Source organism: Vibrio sp. sp1 (genome assembly GCF_016920955.1).
In the GTDB taxonomy this organism is placed as follows: Bacteria; Pseudomonadota; Gammaproteobacteria; order Enterobacterales; family Vibrionaceae; genus Vibrio; species Vibrio alginolyticus.
The window spans coordinates 1,684,575-1,700,513 of the sequence record NZ_CP060589.1 but is presented as its reverse complement, the minus strand read 5'-3'; the positions used below and the strand labels follow the sequence as shown (position 1 = coordinate 1,700,513).

Below are 15,939 nucleotides of genomic sequence, written 5' to 3'. Positions count from 1 at the left end.
ATGACTGTAAAACTAAATGAACCTAAAACTATAGTCTTTCACCCTGGTATGGGAAAAACAGCAACTAGTGCTATCCAACTGGCTGGATTAGCTATACCAAATGATGACATTGATATAGCTTGTTTCTCTCCCTACGGTGTATTAGGTGATGCACACAATGCTTTTGCTTCAAATCATCCCTTGTTTGATCATGAAACATTTGAGATAGAATGGAAGAAATTACTAACATACGCGAAACAAAGAAATTCTAGTACTATTATATCCACTGAGTTTCTGATTCGTGACAACCCACAACATATTAAACGACTAATTGAGGATTGCTACTCTCAAGGTTTAAATGTGAAAGTTATTGTCGCAATACGAAATTACACCGATTATTTGACTTCTGCTTTCTTACAAGCAGTTAAAGTAAATTGGGGAATCAAAAGTGATGAAAATTTATTTTTGTTTAGCCAGAGAGAGTTAAATAGTATCCGACTTAATCAATTGATAGATGTCTGGTCACGACATATTGGAGATCATAATACTTATATCATCGACTACGATAAGCATAAAACATGCTTTTTAGAGTTATTTTTCAAGCAGTTTTCTATCAAGCTGGATAGATTAGGCATTGAAAACAAAGAAGTAAATTCTTCTATTCCACTGGCTGTTGCCCCGATGCTCAGACATTTTGATAGGGTAAACTTGAACCCGAAAGATAGAGAGCGATTCATTGAAATGCTTAAAACTTTTGATTACAAACCTGCATATCAATCTAATACAAAAGCTCGGCTACAAAGCGATGTTGTAAAAAATTCTTACTTACATGATCTAGAGCTTATCAAAGCAAGATATCATTTAATTGATTAAGTTGAATGTTACGCATAGAGACTAATACTAGGGCATATGTTAGAATTAAAAAAACTTACCAAGTTTTACCCTTCCGAACTTGGCAATCAGTATGTTTTCAGAGATCTTAATTTCTCTTTTCCTGAGAACCGCAATGTTGCTTTGTTAGGCTCCAACGGCGCAGGTAAATCAACGCTTTTTCGTATTCTGGCAGGGAGCGAGTACCCCAACCAAGGAAAAGTACTGACTGACAAATCGTTGTCATGGCCAGTCGCGCTTGCGACTGGCATTCATCCTCAAATGACCGGCAGAGAGAACACCCGCTTCATCGGACGTGTCAATGGAGTAGCCGATCTGGATGTCTATGAAGAAAAGGTCAAAGCCTTCGCCGAGCTTGGGGTAAAATACGATTTGCCCGTGAAGAACTACTCAAGCGGTATGCGCTCCCGGTTGACCTTTGGTTGCTGTATCTCTATTGATTTCGATATTTACCTGATTGACGAAGCAACATCAGTCGGCGACCAAAGCTTTCGACTCAAGGCCCGCCAAGCTCTGTTGGATAAGAGCCGCTCCGCTAACGTCATCATGGTCAGTCATGACCCAAAAGAAATCCGTGATTTTTGTGATAGCGCGATCATTCTCCATCAAGGGAAACTGAGTTACTTTGATGATCTCGAGCAAGCTCTCCGAATTTACCGAGAACTATAACTACACTGACGGTTACTCTGGCACACACGATGTCAATAAACCGATGAATACGTTAAATGGCTAATTACCCTGCACTCTTTGTTATCTTTCTTTTCTTCTCCGCCATCGTCGGGTTAATACGCTTTCAAAATCAACCCGAGAAAGTCTTTGGAGTCATCATGCTCGTACTCTATGGTACGAACTTAGTCACAACCGAGCAGGTGATCGCAAGTTTTGCCAATAAAGGCTTGTTGACTCTGATACTCCTCATGGTTTGTTCGCTGGCACTAGAGAAAACCAAACTATTACGCCTGATTACCACATTCGTCGTAAAACCATCCTATAAACTGACCTGGCTACGCTTATATGGCTTAACAGCGTTATCTTCCGGTTTTTTGAACAACACTGCGGTCGTTTCTACGATGCTGTCTCCGATACGGAATAACCCACATCATGCTGCTAGCAAACTGCTGTTGCCTTTATCTTATGCCGCGATTCTTGGTGGTACACTGACGTTGGTAGGTACGTCGACCAACCTGATTGTTAACAGCATGGTTCTCGACACTGGTTTACCTCCACTGCGATTCTTTGATTTCACACTCATCGGCTCTTTGCTAGTGCTTGGTTGCGGCGCGTTGCTGTATTTTTTGTCTCGCTGGCTTCCTTATCATCCCAAGTCGGAGAACACTGCAACTGACTATTTTATTGACGCAAAAGTGCTCCCCGACTCAACGCTAATCGGCAAAACCATTGAGGCCAACGGTTTACGCAATTTAGAATCGCTTTTCTTAGTCGAAATCGTCCGCCAGGGTCGGCTGATTTCACCGGTATCTCCTTATGAGACCATCCAAGAGGATGATCGCTTGCTGTTCAGTGGTGATATTAAAAAGGTAACCCTACTCAATCACTTTGATGGATTAAGCTTATTCGCCCACGAAAATGGCTTGCCATTGAGCAATCTCACGGAAGTAGTGATCCGTCCGGAAAGCATTCTCGCAGGGAAAACACTCAAAAAAGCCGGCTTTCGAGCCCTGTTTGATGCAGCCGTGGTTGCAATGAAGCGAGATGGCGAATCAGTCTCAGGAAAACTTGGCGAAACTGAGCTAAAGCCCGGAGACTATTTAGTCCTTGCCGTTGGTGAAGACTTTAAATCCCGTCATAATCTTGCAAAGAATTTCTTTTTTATCAGCGGGGTTGAAACCGAACATCTGCTGAATGGAAAAAAAGAGCTACTGGCTACTGCAGGCTTTTTTGCCGCTATTCTACTCGCCGCTTTTGATGTCATCCCGCTGTTTCAGGGCATGCTGCTACTGTTGGGAGCACTACTAATGACCAAGTGCCTATATGCGGGAGAGATACTTTCACGCTTACCACGTCAAATCTGGTTGATTATATCGGCAGCGCTGCTGCTTTCTCAGGCTCTGATGAATACCAATGCTCTCGACTTCCTGAATGTGTTTATCGCCAATCATCAACAAACTTTTACACCTTTAATTGGACTCATCACCGTTTACCTTTTAACGTGGTTGTTAACAGAGCTAGTGACCAATAATGCGGCTGCCGCTTTGATTTTTCCGATTGCATATGGTCTGGCAGTGAGCCTGGACAGTAATCCTCACAGTTTTATCATGGCGGTCGCTTTTGGGGCGAGCGCAAGTTTTGTCAGCCCTTATGGCTATCAAACTAACTTGATGGTTTATAATGCCGGTCAATATCGAATCAATGATTTTATAAAAATTGGCCTCCCTATGAGCGTGCTCTATGGGGGCATAGTAATAAACGCAATTCTATTCTTCTATGGTGTGTAAAACTTTCGTGTTCTCACATCACATTATTAAAAAAGGGAAATCATAAATGACTATTTCTCCAGAGCGTATGACGCACTTGAAACAGCTTGAAGCTGAGTCGATTCACATCATGCGTGAAGTAGCGGCTGAGTTCGATAACCCAGTCATGCTTTATTCAGTTGGTAAAGATTCGTCAGTAATGCTTCACTTGGCTAAAAAGGCTTTCGCTCCGGCAACACCGCCTTTTCCGCTGATGCATGTAGACACAACGTGGAAGTTCAAAGAGATGATCCAATTCCGCGACTACATGGCAGAAAAACTGGGAATGAAATTGATTGTTCACCAAAACCCGGAAGGTTTGGCCATGAACATCAACCCATTTGTACATGGCAGCTCTCAACACACTGACATCATGAAAACCCAAGGCCTGAAACAAGCCCTGGACAAGTACGGTTTCGATGCTGCTTTTGGTGGAGCGCGTCGTGATGAAGAGAAGTCCCGAGCCAAAGAGCGAGTGTATTCATTCCGTGATGAGCACCATCGCTGGGATCCCAAAAACCAACGCCCAGAGCTGTGGAACATCTACAACGGTAAAGTGAACAAGGGCGAAAGTATCCGAGTGTTCCCGCTTTCAAACTGGACAGAACTCGATATTTGGCAATATATCTATCTGGAAAACATTGAGATTCCTGGCCTGTACCTGGCGAAGAAGCGTCCGGTCATTGAGCGCGATGGTATGCTAATCATGGTCGATGATGAACGCATGGAACTGAAAGATGGTGAACAAGTTGAGGAAAAAATGGTCCGCTTCCGTACGCTTGGTTGTTATCCGCTCACTGGTGCTGTTGAATCTGAAGCGATGACTCTCCCAGAAATCATTCAGGAAATGCTACTGACTACTACTTCTGAGCGTCAAGGGCGAGCGATCGACCATGATAGCTCGGGCTCTATGGAGAAGAAGAAGCGAGAAGGCTACTTCTAATTTAGATGAAAACTAAAGGCTCCGTTCTATCAATATTAAAATGAAGCGGAACTTTAACTCTCAGATTTTTTAGGCTTTATCTATGACTCCGTATATTAGAAAGGAAAATGATTCGGTCAGCGATGATGTTGTGTGGCACAACACTACCGTTACACCTCAAGACCGTATCAAACTAAAACATCAAAGACCCGCTGTGTTATGGTTTACGGGCCTAAGCGGCTCGGGGAAATCTACCATAGCCAATGCTGTAGAAAGCAAACTCTTAAGCTTGGGTAAGCATAGTTACTTACTCGATGGCGATAATGTCCGCCACGGCTTGAATAAAGATCTCGGCTTCAGCGATCAAGACAGGATTGAAAACATTCGCCGCATCGGTGAGGTCGCCAAACTCTTTGTTGATTCTGGCACTATCGTACTAACAGCATTTATTTCGCCATTCATTTCAGATCGCGAACAGGCTCGCCAGCTCATGGCAGAGAGCGAGTTTCTCGAAGTGTTTATCGATACTCCGCTGGAAATTTGCGAACAGCGGGATCCAAAAGGGTTATACAAGAAAGCCCGAGCAGGCGAAATCAAGAACTTTACTGGGATTGATTCTTCTTATGAGGCTCCATTGAACCCAGAGATCCACGTGAAAACCGCCAATAAAACGGTCGAAGAGTGTGCTGAGTTTGTTGTAAAGCACTTGTTGGAGAAAGGGTATTTGACTTCACAAGAGGTGGACCATGCATTATGACGTTTTTAACGGTGATGCAGATGGCATTATCGCTCTGATTCAGCTTCGGTTAGCACACCCCAAAGAATCCATCTTAGTGACTGGGGTAAAACGCGATATCAAGTTACTCAGTAAGATTGTCGATAAGGGTGATGTCACATCGGTCACCACACTCGATATATCAATGGAAAAAAATCTTCCGTCTCTTACTGCGTTGCTGGAACAAGGGGTTGAGGTTTTTTACTGCGATCATCATCGTTCAGGTGAGATTCCACAATCCAGTAAGCTCACCACTCTGATCGATCTAGACGCTGAAGTCTGTACCAGTTTACTGATCAACAACAAGCTAAATGGCAAGCATGCTAAATGGGCGGTAGCCGGTGCATTTGGTGACAATTTGTTTACCAGCGCTGAAAAACTGGCCGCAGAGATAGGGCTATCCCCAGAAGACACCGACTTTCTGAAACAGCTCGGTACGTTGATCAACTACAACGGCTATGGTGCCGATCTGGATGACTTGCACATACCACCAGCAGAGCTATACAAAATGTTGGTTGAGTACCCATGCCCACTTCAGTTGCGTGATGATCTGTCCTCTCCGTTCTATACACTACAGAAAGGTTATGAGTCTGATCATGCGAAAGTCGAAAAACTAGTTGCGATTAGTGATAGCAATGCTGCCCGTGTCTTTGAATTACCTGCAGAAGCTTGGGCTCGACGCATCAGTGGGGTGTTTGGTAATGAGCTTGCCAATCAATCTCCTGATATTGCTCATGCAGTACTAACGCTTAATCCGGGTGAACAAGACTATACGGTGAGTGTTCGGGCCCCGCTCAGTAATCGTGTTGGTGCTGATGAAATCTGCTCCTCGTTTCCTACGGGAGGTGGCCGTAAAGCCGCAGCGGGTATCAATAAACTACCCACAGCAGAAAAAGTCGAATTTATTGAAGTACTTAATAACTTCTACCAGTAAATTTCTAAAGAGTGGCCTAGACGCTCTTTACTAAAAGGATATTGAAATGTCTCATTCTTCCGAATTGATCGCTACAGATATTGAAGCGTATCTGAAAGTTCATGAAAACAAGGACCTCCTGCGTTTTCTAACCTGCGGTAACGTTGACGATGGTAAGTCAACCCTCATCGGTCGCCTGTTGTTTGATAGCAAACTCATTTATGAAGACCAGATGGCGGCAATCGAAAAAGATTCGCAAAAATTCAACACCACTGACGAAGCCTTTGATCTGGCGCTACTGGTTGACGGACTTCAGTCAGAAAGAGAGCAAGGTATTACCATCGATGTCGCGTACCGCTATTTCTCAACTGACAAACGCAAGTTCATCATCGCAGATACTCCTGGACATGAACAATACACTCGCAACATGGTAACTGGGGCATCGACCTGTGAACTGGCTATTGTAATGGTTGATGCTCGACACGGTATTCAAACTCAAACGCGCCGTCATAGTTACATATGCAGTCTACTGGGTATTAAGCACATTATTGTCGCCATCAACAAAATGGATCTAATGGATTACAACCAAGAAGTGTACCAAAAGATCAAAGCAGACTATCGCGAAATGGCGAAGAATTTTAATATCGATGATATTCGTTTTGTGCCCATTTCGGCATTAAAAGGGGATAATGTCGTTACACCAAGCGAAAACATGGACTGGTACCCTGGTGCAACGCTGATGAAGCTATTGGAAACCGTTAAGGTCGCTCAAGACAAAGACATGGAACATATGCGTTTCCCAGTCCAATATGTCAATCGACCGAATCTGAACTTCCGCGGCTTCTGTGGCACACTGGCTTCAGGTATTGTTCAAGTTGGCGATGAGGTAACCGCACTGCCTTCTGGTAAAACATCTCGCATCCAGTCGATCTACACGTTTGACGGCGAGTGGCAACAAGCTCAACCAGGACAGGCGATTACCATTACCCTCGAAGATGAAATTGATGTCTCACGTGGGGATATGCTGGTACACACAGGCCATGAGCCCGAAGTAACCAACAAACTCAAAGCTCATGTCGTTTGGATGGACGAAACACCAATGCGTTCCCACAAAGAGTACGCCTTCAAATTTGCCACCAAAACATGCTTTGGTCGAGTGAGCGACATCAATCACAAGATCGATGTCAATACGCTCAACAAACACGCGGGAAATGCCGAGACGTTAGAGCTGAACGAAATCGCCCTTGCTGACGTTTCACTAACGGATAAAGTCGCAGTCGACAAATACCAAGTTTTGCCTCAAACCGGTGCGTTTATTATCATCGACAGACATACTAACGTGACGGTCGGTGCTGGTATGGTGAACGCGATTCCATCAGAACAAGATGCAGCAAAACGTGTGTACTCTTCTTCTGAGAAAGAACTCAATGCCTATATACGGAAACACTTCCCTGAATGGGGTTGTATTGAGATCTAACGGTTTATATGCCTAACAAAAGAGCAAGTGTAGGTTTACACTTGCTCTTTTTTGACTATAGTTTTTATGTCAGTGGTTTCTCAGAAACACCAATAAACATAACAGGTAAAAAAGTGTGTTAATTCTCGTAGCAGCAACGTTGGCGATTTCCATTTTCAGCTTGCTCTCTATGCGCAAAGTCGCCTTGAACTATGGTTTAGTCGACAAACCCAGCTATCGTAAGCGGCACAAGGGAGATGTCCCATTTATTGGTGGCATCGCGTTATATATAACGCTATTTTGTGTCTCTTTGCTATACCCCAACCTGATCCCGAACAGAGATCACTATTTGGTTTGTGGTTTTATCTTAACACTGATTGGAACCTTGGATGACAAGCTAGACATTAGTGCGACCGCGCGTATACTGGTACTAACTACTCTTTCTGTTTGGCTCGTTCAATCAAAGAATATATCCATAAGTAATCTTGGCGATTTATTTGCTCACGGTGACATAATCGTTCGCCATGGTGACACTTTATTAACAGCAGCCGCCGTTATCGGTTGTATATCAGCTTTTAACATGGTTGATGGTATTGACGGCCTTCTAGGAGCTTTAGCCTCTGTTACTTTTGGAGCTCTGTCTTACTTATTTTATCTTGCAGGAGAAGAGCAGCTCGCCTCATTTTGTTTGATATTTGTCATTTCTCTACTGCCCTACATCCTTTGCAATCTAGAACTCATTCCACGACGCTCATTCAAAGTGTTTATGGGCGACTCTGGCAGCTTCTTAATTGGATTTACTATCATTTGGCTGCTTATTCATAGTTCCCAAACTATTGAAGGCGGCACCTCTTCACGCGTTATGAAACCAGTAACAGCGTTGTGGATTATTGCTATCCCACTGATGGATATGGCGATGGTTATGATGAGGAGAATGAAAAAAGGTAAATCCCCTTTAAAACCAGATCGCTTACACCTTCATCATATTTGCATGAGATTAGGCCTATCTTCACGACAAACATTACTCCTTTTATTTCTTCTTGGTGTCTTTTTATCAACACTAGGTATTCTCGGACAAGTGTATAATGTTAATGACAGCCTAATGCTTTTATTGTTTGTCACAATCTTTGTAGGTTACATGCTCATAATGAAATATATTTGGCGCATTACTTCCACATTAAGAAAATACAGAAACTCGACTTCAAAAACATGCCAGGAGATTTAGTTTACTTTGTTTAATGAAACTTCACTGAAATCCTTCGTAGACTTTATAGCACTGGAAGCATCTCGTGCACGCTCAACGTCTCAAGCTAAAGAACTAATTGCGAATATACTATCGGAATCCGATGTATTTTGCTTTCCATTATTTGGCCTGTCTGAAATTTCTGAACCAAAGCTATCAGTTTGTGAACAAGATGTTTACTGGGTAATTATAGAATCTGATGAACAACTTCGCTTAGAGCTCCGCTGCTCTAAAAATGGCATATTGATCACTGCGCCTCTTAACATTGTGCATACCGAACTATAAGTGTCTTTGCTTAGAATCATGCCTATATTTTGTGAATTAGACAAGATGAGTTGAAAATTTCTCTTATTTACAAAGACTCATTTTCTAGCCTAAAATATATTCAGGAGTATTTTAATACTCCTAACATCGATGTTTAATAACCGGATTATAGGAATAAATAATGAAGAACACAGCTCTAGCTATTCTTATGGCTTTAAGCGCATCAACTGCATTTGCAGCGACTGAAGCTGGTACTACTAGTACAGCAGCAGCATCTGCAACTGGTACAACTGCAGTAGCAGTAGGTGCAGCAGCAGCAGTAACTGTAGTAGCAGTTGCAGCGTCAGACAGCGATTCAACTTCAACGTCTACTTCTACTTCTACTTCAGTAACTAAATAATTTTTTAGTTTTGTAGATGTTGAAACAATCGCCCTGATCTATTCAGGGCGATTTTATTTGTAATGAGGGAATGATGAACACTCTTCTATCGCAAAAATGGATGCGCTTACTTATTGTCCTACCATTACTGAGCTCGATCTTTGGCTGTACACAAAAATTCAATGACGTATCCGCTACCGTCCAAGAAGCTTATGGTAACTACATCGATGTTGAACTAACGCCAGAAGAAATTGAAGCAGTACCTTATGCCAGTGCTTACTTAAAAATTGGTAACCAAAAACAGGTTTTTGTAGTGTTAGCTTTCGCCGAACCAAATCCATTAACCGGCAATACACAACTAAAGTGGGTCAGTGCAGACAAAGCAATGGTAGTAACAGAGAACGGACATATTGTTAGAACCATTGGTTTACAAACGACCAATCTAGCGGGTATTTATGGCAACGTTCCTGCCTACTCAGCGCTCTCTGTGCAATATTTTCTTTCTTACGATTGGGCTGACAAATACCGTTATGGGTTCCCGGCTATAGTCCAACGTTCTCGTCAAGGTAAAGAAACCGTCATAACCCCTATTTCATCTACCTCTACTGATGTTTATACCGAGGTTGTAACGTTTACCAGCTTAGAAAAAAGTGTAGAGAACCAATACTGGGTAAACGGTAAAGGTGAAGTAGTGAAAACACGTCAACACTTAGGTCCAAACATGGTGCCTATTGAATTGACGATTCTGAAAGGGTATAGCAAATCATGAATAAGCGACTGCTATCTTTATTAAGCCTAACTTTAACGGCAACGATTCTGGCGACACCGACTACCGTTCAAGCTCAAAATCACACCTCACCACCGCTCAATATAGAACTTGTCGGAACGGGCAAAGCATTGCAATTCCAACAAGCGGCACGTTTAGAGAGCGTACTTAAGCATGCACAAGAACAACAAATCGCCCTGCAATACCCTTTAGCTGTGACTCTATTTGATAATTCCGAATCAGCAGTGCAAAGAAGTACTGCCTTAAAGAGTTCGGTGTTAAACCAAATGATTCAACATAATTTAGTTGCGCACCCATTTTACAAGTTTATCCAACGAAGCCAGTTTGCACCTCGCGTGCTGTCGGCCATTGATGTTGATCGCATCCGTCTGGATAAATTTGATAACCCTCTTTTACAAGGTCAACTTGCGTTAAGTGCACCAAAACGCAAAGAGAAAGTGTTGTATGTGGGTAACTTAGAAAAAGTCTACGCAGTAGAAAACCAAGCGGGTATCGCTCTGCATGAACAGGTCGATAATCTACGTTCAGGTGATATTGGTGAGCTCGCCTATCCGCCAATTCTAATTTACCCGGATGGCAAGGTTATTCATCCTCACCATGGCAGTTGGTTAACCACTCAATATTACTTGCCGCCACTTACCATTGTGTATATCCCATTTGATGAGTTCGAAAAATCACAAATGGATAAAGACATTGTCGCTCTGCTTGCACAACGTAAACCAACCTCATCGAAGAACTAGACATGAACCTGATCAGAACCAGTTTATCCCTTTCTTTAATGGGTCCAGCGTTGGTGTGGGCTCAAGACATACCTTTTGAAGTGCCGCCATTGCAACCATCACAAATGGACTTTGGTGGTGTCGGCTTAATGCAGATGCCTACAGGTCGTATGGCACCTGAAGGCGAGTTTAACTTTGCTATTACCGGTAGCGACGAGTACCTATTTTACAATGTGACTTTGCAAGTGATGCCATGGCTAGAAACGACCATTCGTTACACCATGGTGAACGATCTTTTCTACAGCAACGATCCGAGCTTTTCGGGTGATACCAAGTACACCGACAAGGGAATCGACTTTAAAGTTCGCTTGTTAGAAGAATCCGAGTACCTGCCAGAGCTTTCGGTTGGTGTGCGTGACTTTGCAGGCACCGGTCTTTTTGATGGTGAGTTTGTTGCTGCGACAAAGCGTTACTCTAACCCAAACCTTGGTACCTTTGATTTCACTTTGGGTATGGGCTGGGGCTACTTAGGTACGCGCGACAACATCAGCAACCCTGCATGTAAGCTGTCCGATAGTTTCTGTGAACGCCCTTCTGATTACAAAGGTAATGGTGGTAGTGTGGATTTTGAACGTTGGTTCAAAGGTTCTGCTGCACTCTTTGGTGGTGTCGAGTATCAAACTTTGCACGCGCCACTGCGATTTAAGCTTGAATACGACAGCAACGATTACAGCGAAGATTTCCCAGTGGTACGTGGTGGTGTAGACATGACACCTCATACGCCTTGGAACTTTGGTGTTCTATATCGTTTAGGACATATGGCAGATTTGCGCTTGAGCTACGAGCGCGGAGATACGTTAGTTGCTGGCGTGAGTCTTTACACTAACTTCAATGATATGCCGTCTTTCTGGCGTGATACACCAACACCAGAAGTTGAAGACAAGCAACCAGAACAACTGTCTGATGTAGATTGGGAACGTGTTACCGAGGAGCTGGATAAAATTGCTGGCTACCAAAATACCCAACTCTATGTTGAAGATAATACCGTTTCGGTTGTTGGCGAGCAGAAAAAGTATCGTGATCGCAATGAAGCTCATGAAAAAGCGGCGGCAGTCCTTTATAACGAAATGCCAGACAACATTGATACCTTTACTATCAATGAACGCAGTCGTGGTCTGATCGGCGATCAAACGGTTATCTCCAAAGAGAAATACCGTGACTTTGCAGAAGTTAACTACATCAATCCAAATATCGAAGATGCAACATCGACCTCAAGCGATAAACCGCAAGGTAAACCTGCTTACGATGGTTTTGAGCGCTTTGATTGGGGCTTTTCACCAAAACTGGCTCAGACCTTAGGCAACCCAGAAGAGTTCTATCTGTTCAGTGTCGGTTTAAGTGGTAGCGCGTCTTACTGGCTGACAGATAACCTAGAAATTGGTGGCTCGCTATACTGGGATTGGTACAACAACTACGACAAGTTTAACTACGTCACCCCACCAGACGGCACTTCGATTCCTCGTGTACGTACCATGTTCCGTGCTTATCAAAATGAACACGCGGTAACCATGTCCAACCTACAGTTAACTTGGTTCCAAGAGTATTCAGATACCATGGACCAGCAATTCTACGCGGGCTATCTGGAGAGCATGTTTGCCGGAGTCGGTACCGAGTTTCTTTACCGACCACAAGGAGCTAACTGGGCGATTGGCGCTGACGTTAACTTAATTTCTCAACGTGATCCACAAAGTTACTTCGGTGTTTACGATGAGAAATGGCAAAATGTGCCAGAATATGGACGTCCGTTCCAAGTTGTAGATAAAGGCTTTACTGGTTTTGTGTCGGGTTATTACTACCCTCAATGGGATTTCCTACAAGATTTGATGATTCAAGTTGATGTTGGTCAGTTCCTAGCGGGTGATATCGGTACACAAGTGAATGTATCTAAACAGTTCAAGAGTGGTGTCATTGCAGGTGCATTCGCATCAATCAGTGATTTGTCGGCTGACGAATTCGGTGAAGGTAGCTTTACTAAAGGCTTCTACATTTCGATTCCATTCGACATCATGACCGTTAAGCCAAGCAACAACCGTGCGTTCTTTAGCTGGCAACCATTGACTCGCGATGGCGGTCAGAAGCTAGGTCGTAAGTACAGCTTGATTGAGCTGACGGATGAGCGTAATCCTTGGTATCAACGCCCAAATACGTCAAACGCTAAATAACAGCCTACTTGAGGGAGCTTCGGCTCCCTTTTGTTTATTCCTCCCCCAAGTGCTCTATACCTTTCCTTTTCCTTCCAATAGCGCTAATTTCTGTTTCTTGCTAGAATTCCTGAGAAAATTTTAATCTATGGTGGAAGTCTTATGATCATCGTAACTGGTGGTGCTGGCATGATCGGCAGCAACATTGTTAAAGCACTAAACGAAACTGGTATTAACGATATCCTGGTTGTCGACAACCTAAAAAATGGCAAAAAGTTTAAGAACTTAGTTGATCTGGACATCACAGACTACATGGATCGTGACGACTTTCTGACCCAAATTATGGCGGGCGATGATTTTGGTCCGATTGAGGCAATTTTCCACGAAGGTGCTTGTTCTGCAACGACTGAGTGGGATGGTAAGTACATGATGCTAAACAATTACGAGTACTCTAAAGAGCTGCTGCATTACTGTTTAGATCGCGAGATTCCATTCCTATACGCTTCTTCAGCAGCCACTTACGGCGATACAGAGACTTTCGTTGAAGAACGCGAATACGAAGGCGCACTGAATGTATACGGTTACTCGAAACAGCAGTTTGATAACTACGTTCGTCGCCTATGGCAAGACGCTGAAGAACATGGTGAGACCCTTTCTCAAATCACTGGCTTCCGCTACTTCAACGTATATGGCCCACGTGAAGACCACAAAGGTAGCATGGCATCAGTTGCGTTCCACCTAAACAACCAACTTAACGCAGGTGAAAATCCTAAATTGTTCGCGGGCAGCGAATCATTCAAACGCGACTTCGTTTACGTTGGTGATGTATGTAAAGTTAACCTGTGGTTCTTAGAAAACGGCGTATCAGGCATTTTTAACTGTGGTACTGGCCGTGCTGAATCTTTTGAAGAGGTAGCAAAAGCAGTTATCAAGCATCATGGCAAAGGCCAAATTGAAACCATCCCATTCCCTGAGCACCTAAAAGGCGCTTACCAAGAATTCACACAAGCGGATCTGACCAAACTGCGCACCGCAGGTTGTGATGTTGAATTCAAGACAGTTGCAGAAGGCGTTGCCGAATACTTAACTATCCAAAACAGTTAAGCACCACAAGGTGGTAGAACCATAACCTGCCACCTTTACTCAAGTGCAATAGCCTGTATCATTCCTAACTATCTTTTTCTCATTTAAACCACTTCGCCCGTACACGAATAGGTAACTAGACACGCCATGACCATAAAACGTGATGACTTCGACCCCAAAGCATATAACCCTGAGTTTAAGCGCCACTTTCTGTCGCCTAAGTACTGGGGCACGTGGTTAGGTGTTATCTTATTTTTACCTTTATCATTAATGCCACTGGGTTTACAAAAGTGGTTGGCGAAAACCATAGCCAAAAAACTGTCTAAATCCCACAAAGGTCCAGCTCACCGAGCGAGGGTGAACTTTGAGCTGTGTTTTCCGGAAAAGTCGTTCCAAGAACGTGAAGCTTTGATAGAAAAAACACTCTACACAGCAGCCATGTTCTTTTTTCGCTTCGGGTTACTAAGTTTACGCTCACCAAAGTGGCTTCAGAACCGTTGCCAAATTCGCGGCCTAGACATTTTACGACAGCACATTGATAACAACGAAAATGTGATTTTAATGGTTCCCCACTCTTGGGCAATTGATGTGCCTGCTATCTTGCTCGCTTCAATGGGAATGCCAGTGTCTGCAATGGCGAAGAAACAAAAGAATGATGTTGCTGACTGGCTGATGCACAAGCAAAGAGTCCAATACGGTGGTCGTGTTTATGAACGCTCAGGTGGCATTAAGCCTTTTCTGAAATCCATTCGAGATGGCTATGTAGGGTATTATCTACCCGATCAAGATCACGGCCCAGAGCATAGTGTGTTTGTAGATTTTTTTGCTACACGTAAAGCAACACTACCTGGTTTAGGCAAAATTGCGAAACTATCACGCTCAAAAGTACTGCCTCTATTTGCGTCGATGAACACTGAAGATGGTACGTTTGATATTGAGATTTTACCGGCGTTTGAGCTGGATAAAGGCGAAGAGCAAGACGCTCGTACCTGTAATGAAGCCATTGAATACTTTGTCGGTGATAAACCCGAACAATATATGTGGGTATTGCAGTTGCTGCACTCTCAAGAAGACGGCAGTAACTATTACAATTTGTTTAAACCAAGATATAACAGCGACTGGAAAGTGTAATGAAAGTCATAGTTATCAGTTTAAAGCGCTCTGTCGAACGAAGAGAGCGTATTGCATCACAATTAGAAGCGTCAGGAATAGAGTTTAGCTTTTTGGATGCCGCTGACGCTCAACAAGGAAACTTCCCTTTATCTGAACGTAGAAACGATCAACTAACAAAAAAAAGATTTGGTTATAAACTTGTTGATAGCGAAGTTGCTTGTTTTTCCAGCCACCTTCAAGCTTGGCAGATCGCAGCTGAATCCAGTGCTCCTTTGTTGATATTAGAAGATAACTGTGATCTTACTGATGAATTTTTTGAGTACTTTAAACATCTGCCAAAGATCGCGGTTGAGTTCGATTTTTTAAAGCTATGCGCAACAAGCCCAAAGAAGTATAAAAACATCAAAGCTTTTGATTCAAAAATAAAAATCATCCGTTATTACAGAAGAACGTGTGGAATTATGGGCTATATCATTTCACCAAAAGCTGCACAGTCATTCATTCACAATGCTGCTCAGTTTATCGAGCCTGTCGATGATTATATGGAAAAACCATATAAACACGGTATTTTCACATACTGTCTCAAACCTGATTTAGTTGTTCGAGCAAAAATAGACTCAACTATTGGCAGCTCAAGGAAGAACAAACAAGGTATAACTCTTATCGACAAGCTTTATATTGAGTCTTTTAGGCTTTATGAACAAATAAAAGACTTTTCTATGAGAGCACCGGATTAAACC

Annotated in this window: 15 protein-coding genes; all 15 read left to right on the top strand. The window is 43.2% G+C overall.

Translation table 11 applies throughout. From position 1 onward, the window contains the following. The 15 genes from H9L11_RS08020 to H9L11_RS07950 all read left to right on the top strand — a co-directional run bounded on the left by H9L11_RS08020 (position 1) and on the right by H9L11_RS07950 (position 15,936). On the top strand, positions 1 to 852 hold the full coding sequence (locus H9L11_RS08020) for a hypothetical protein (RefSeq protein WP_205390658.1): 852 nt from the start codon (positions 1 to 3) through the stop codon (positions 850 to 852). 36 nt (positions 853 to 888) lie between these two features. Further along, on the top strand, positions 889 to 1,539 hold the full coding sequence (locus H9L11_RS08015; protein WP_205390657.1) for an ABC transporter ATP-binding protein: 651 nt from the start codon (positions 889 to 891) through the stop codon (positions 1,537 to 1,539). Between the two features lie 56 nt (positions 1,540 to 1,595). Next, positions 1,596 to 3,326: an SLC13 family permease gene (locus tag H9L11_RS08010; protein WP_205390656.1), complete on the top strand. Its 1,731-nt coding sequence runs from the start codon at positions 1,596 to 1,598 to the stop codon at positions 3,324 to 3,326. Positions 3,327 to 3,378: 52 nt separating this feature from the next. After that, positions 3,379 to 4,287 (top strand): sulfate adenylyltransferase subunit CysD, encoded by a 909-nt coding sequence (cysD, locus tag H9L11_RS08005; RefSeq protein ID WP_205391093.1) that lies wholly within the window; start codon positions 3,379 to 3,381, stop codon positions 4,285 to 4,287. 82 nt (positions 4,288 to 4,369) lie between these two features. Then, positions 4,370 to 5,023, top strand: coding sequence for an adenylyl-sulfate kinase (gene cysC, locus H9L11_RS08000; RefSeq protein WP_205390655.1), 654 nt, complete (start codon positions 4,370 to 4,372; stop codon positions 5,021 to 5,023). Continuing rightward, positions 5,013 to 5,975 (top strand): DHH family phosphoesterase, encoded by a 963-nt coding sequence (locus H9L11_RS07995; RefSeq protein ID WP_205390654.1) that lies wholly within the window; start codon positions 5,013 to 5,015, stop codon positions 5,973 to 5,975. The genes cysC and H9L11_RS07995 overlap by 11 nt, the downstream gene beginning before the upstream one ends. Before the next feature lie 46 nt (positions 5,976 to 6,021). Then, positions 6,022 to 7,431, top strand: coding sequence for a sulfate adenylyltransferase subunit CysN (gene cysN / locus H9L11_RS07990; protein ID WP_205390653.1), 1,410 nt, complete (start codon positions 6,022 to 6,024; stop codon positions 7,429 to 7,431). Positions 7,432 to 7,546: 115 nt separating this feature from the next. After that, complete coding sequence (wecA, locus tag H9L11_RS07985) at positions 7,547 to 8,635, top strand: UDP-N-acetylglucosamine--undecaprenyl-phosphate N-acetylglucosaminephosphotransferase (protein ID WP_205390652.1); 1,089 nt, start codon at positions 7,547 to 7,549, stop codon at positions 8,633 to 8,635. A 463-nt stretch (positions 8,636 to 9,098) separates the two neighbouring features. Continuing rightward, on the top strand, positions 9,099 to 9,317 hold the full coding sequence (locus H9L11_RS07980) for a hypothetical protein (RefSeq protein ID WP_205390651.1): 219 nt from the start codon (positions 9,099 to 9,101) through the stop codon (positions 9,315 to 9,317). A 73-nt stretch (positions 9,318 to 9,390) separates the two neighbouring features. Further along, positions 9,391 to 10,065, top strand: coding sequence for a YjbF family lipoprotein (locus tag H9L11_RS07975; RefSeq protein WP_205390650.1), 675 nt, complete (start codon positions 9,391 to 9,393; stop codon positions 10,063 to 10,065). Then, complete coding sequence (locus H9L11_RS07970; RefSeq protein ID WP_205390649.1) at positions 10,062 to 10,823, top strand: capsule biosynthesis GfcC family protein; 762 nt, start codon at positions 10,062 to 10,064, stop codon at positions 10,821 to 10,823. The genes H9L11_RS07975 and H9L11_RS07970 overlap by 4 nt, the downstream gene beginning before the upstream one ends. 2 nt (positions 10,824 to 10,825) lie before the next feature. Beyond that, complete coding sequence (locus tag H9L11_RS07965) at positions 10,826 to 13,024, top strand: YjbH domain-containing protein (RefSeq protein ID WP_205390648.1); 2,199 nt, start codon at positions 10,826 to 10,828, stop codon at positions 13,022 to 13,024. 141 nt (positions 13,025 to 13,165) lie between these two features. After that, the gene (gene rfaD / locus H9L11_RS07960; protein WP_046874091.1) at positions 13,166 to 14,107 is read left to right on the top strand and encodes an ADP-glyceromanno-heptose 6-epimerase; all 942 of its coding nucleotides are present in this window, start codon (positions 13,166 to 13,168) and stop codon (positions 14,105 to 14,107) included. Positions 14,108 to 14,233: 126 nt separating this feature from the next. Continuing rightward, positions 14,234 to 15,217 (top strand): lauroyl-Kdo(2)-lipid IV(A) myristoyltransferase, encoded by a 984-nt coding sequence (gene lpxM / locus H9L11_RS07955; RefSeq protein WP_115385687.1) that lies wholly within the window; start codon positions 14,234 to 14,236, stop codon positions 15,215 to 15,217. Continuing rightward, on the top strand, positions 15,217 to 15,936 hold the full coding sequence (locus H9L11_RS07950; protein ID WP_043035972.1) for a glycosyltransferase family 25 protein: 720 nt from the start codon (positions 15,217 to 15,219) through the stop codon (positions 15,934 to 15,936). Before lpxM ends, H9L11_RS07950 begins: the two co-directional genes overlap by 1 nt. Positions 15,937 to 15,939: the final 3 nt, after the last annotated feature.

Bases quoted from the DNA above. Each gene is read 5' to 3' on its own strand.
- H9L11_RS08020 (WP_205390658.1), top strand. From the start codon at position 1: ATGACTGTAAAACTAAATGAACCTAAAACTATAGTCTTTCACCCTGGT.
- H9L11_RS08015 (WP_205390657.1), top strand. From the start codon at position 889: ATGTTAGAATTAAAAAAACTTACCAAGTTTTACCCTTCCGAACTTGGC.
- H9L11_RS08010 (WP_205390656.1), top strand. From the start codon at position 1,596: ATGGCTAATTACCCTGCACTCTTTGTTATCTTTCTTTTCTTCTCCGCC.
- cysC (WP_205390655.1), top strand. From the start codon at position 4,370: ATGACTCCGTATATTAGAAAGGAAAATGATTCGGTCAGCGATGATGTT.
- H9L11_RS07995 (WP_205390654.1), top strand. From the start codon at position 5,013: ATGCATTATGACGTTTTTAACGGTGATGCAGATGGCATTATCGCTCTG.
- cysN (WP_205390653.1), top strand. From the start codon at position 6,022: ATGTCTCATTCTTCCGAATTGATCGCTACAGATATTGAAGCGTATCTG.
- H9L11_RS07980 (WP_205390651.1), top strand. From the start codon at position 9,099: ATGAAGAACACAGCTCTAGCTATTCTTATGGCTTTAAGCGCATCAACT.
- H9L11_RS07975 (WP_205390650.1), top strand. From the start codon at position 9,391: ATGAACACTCTTCTATCGCAAAAATGGATGCGCTTACTTATTGTCCTA.
- H9L11_RS07970 (WP_205390649.1), top strand. From the start codon at position 10,062: ATGAATAAGCGACTGCTATCTTTATTAAGCCTAACTTTAACGGCAACG.
- H9L11_RS07965 (WP_205390648.1), top strand. From the start codon at position 10,826: ATGAACCTGATCAGAACCAGTTTATCCCTTTCTTTAATGGGTCCAGCG.
- rfaD (WP_046874091.1), top strand. From the start codon at position 13,166: ATGATCATCGTAACTGGTGGTGCTGGCATGATCGGCAGCAACATTGTT.
- lpxM (WP_115385687.1), top strand. From the start codon at position 14,234: ATGACCATAAAACGTGATGACTTCGACCCCAAAGCATATAACCCTGAG.
- H9L11_RS07950 (WP_043035972.1), top strand. From the start codon at position 15,217: ATGAAAGTCATAGTTATCAGTTTAAAGCGCTCTGTCGAACGAAGAGAG.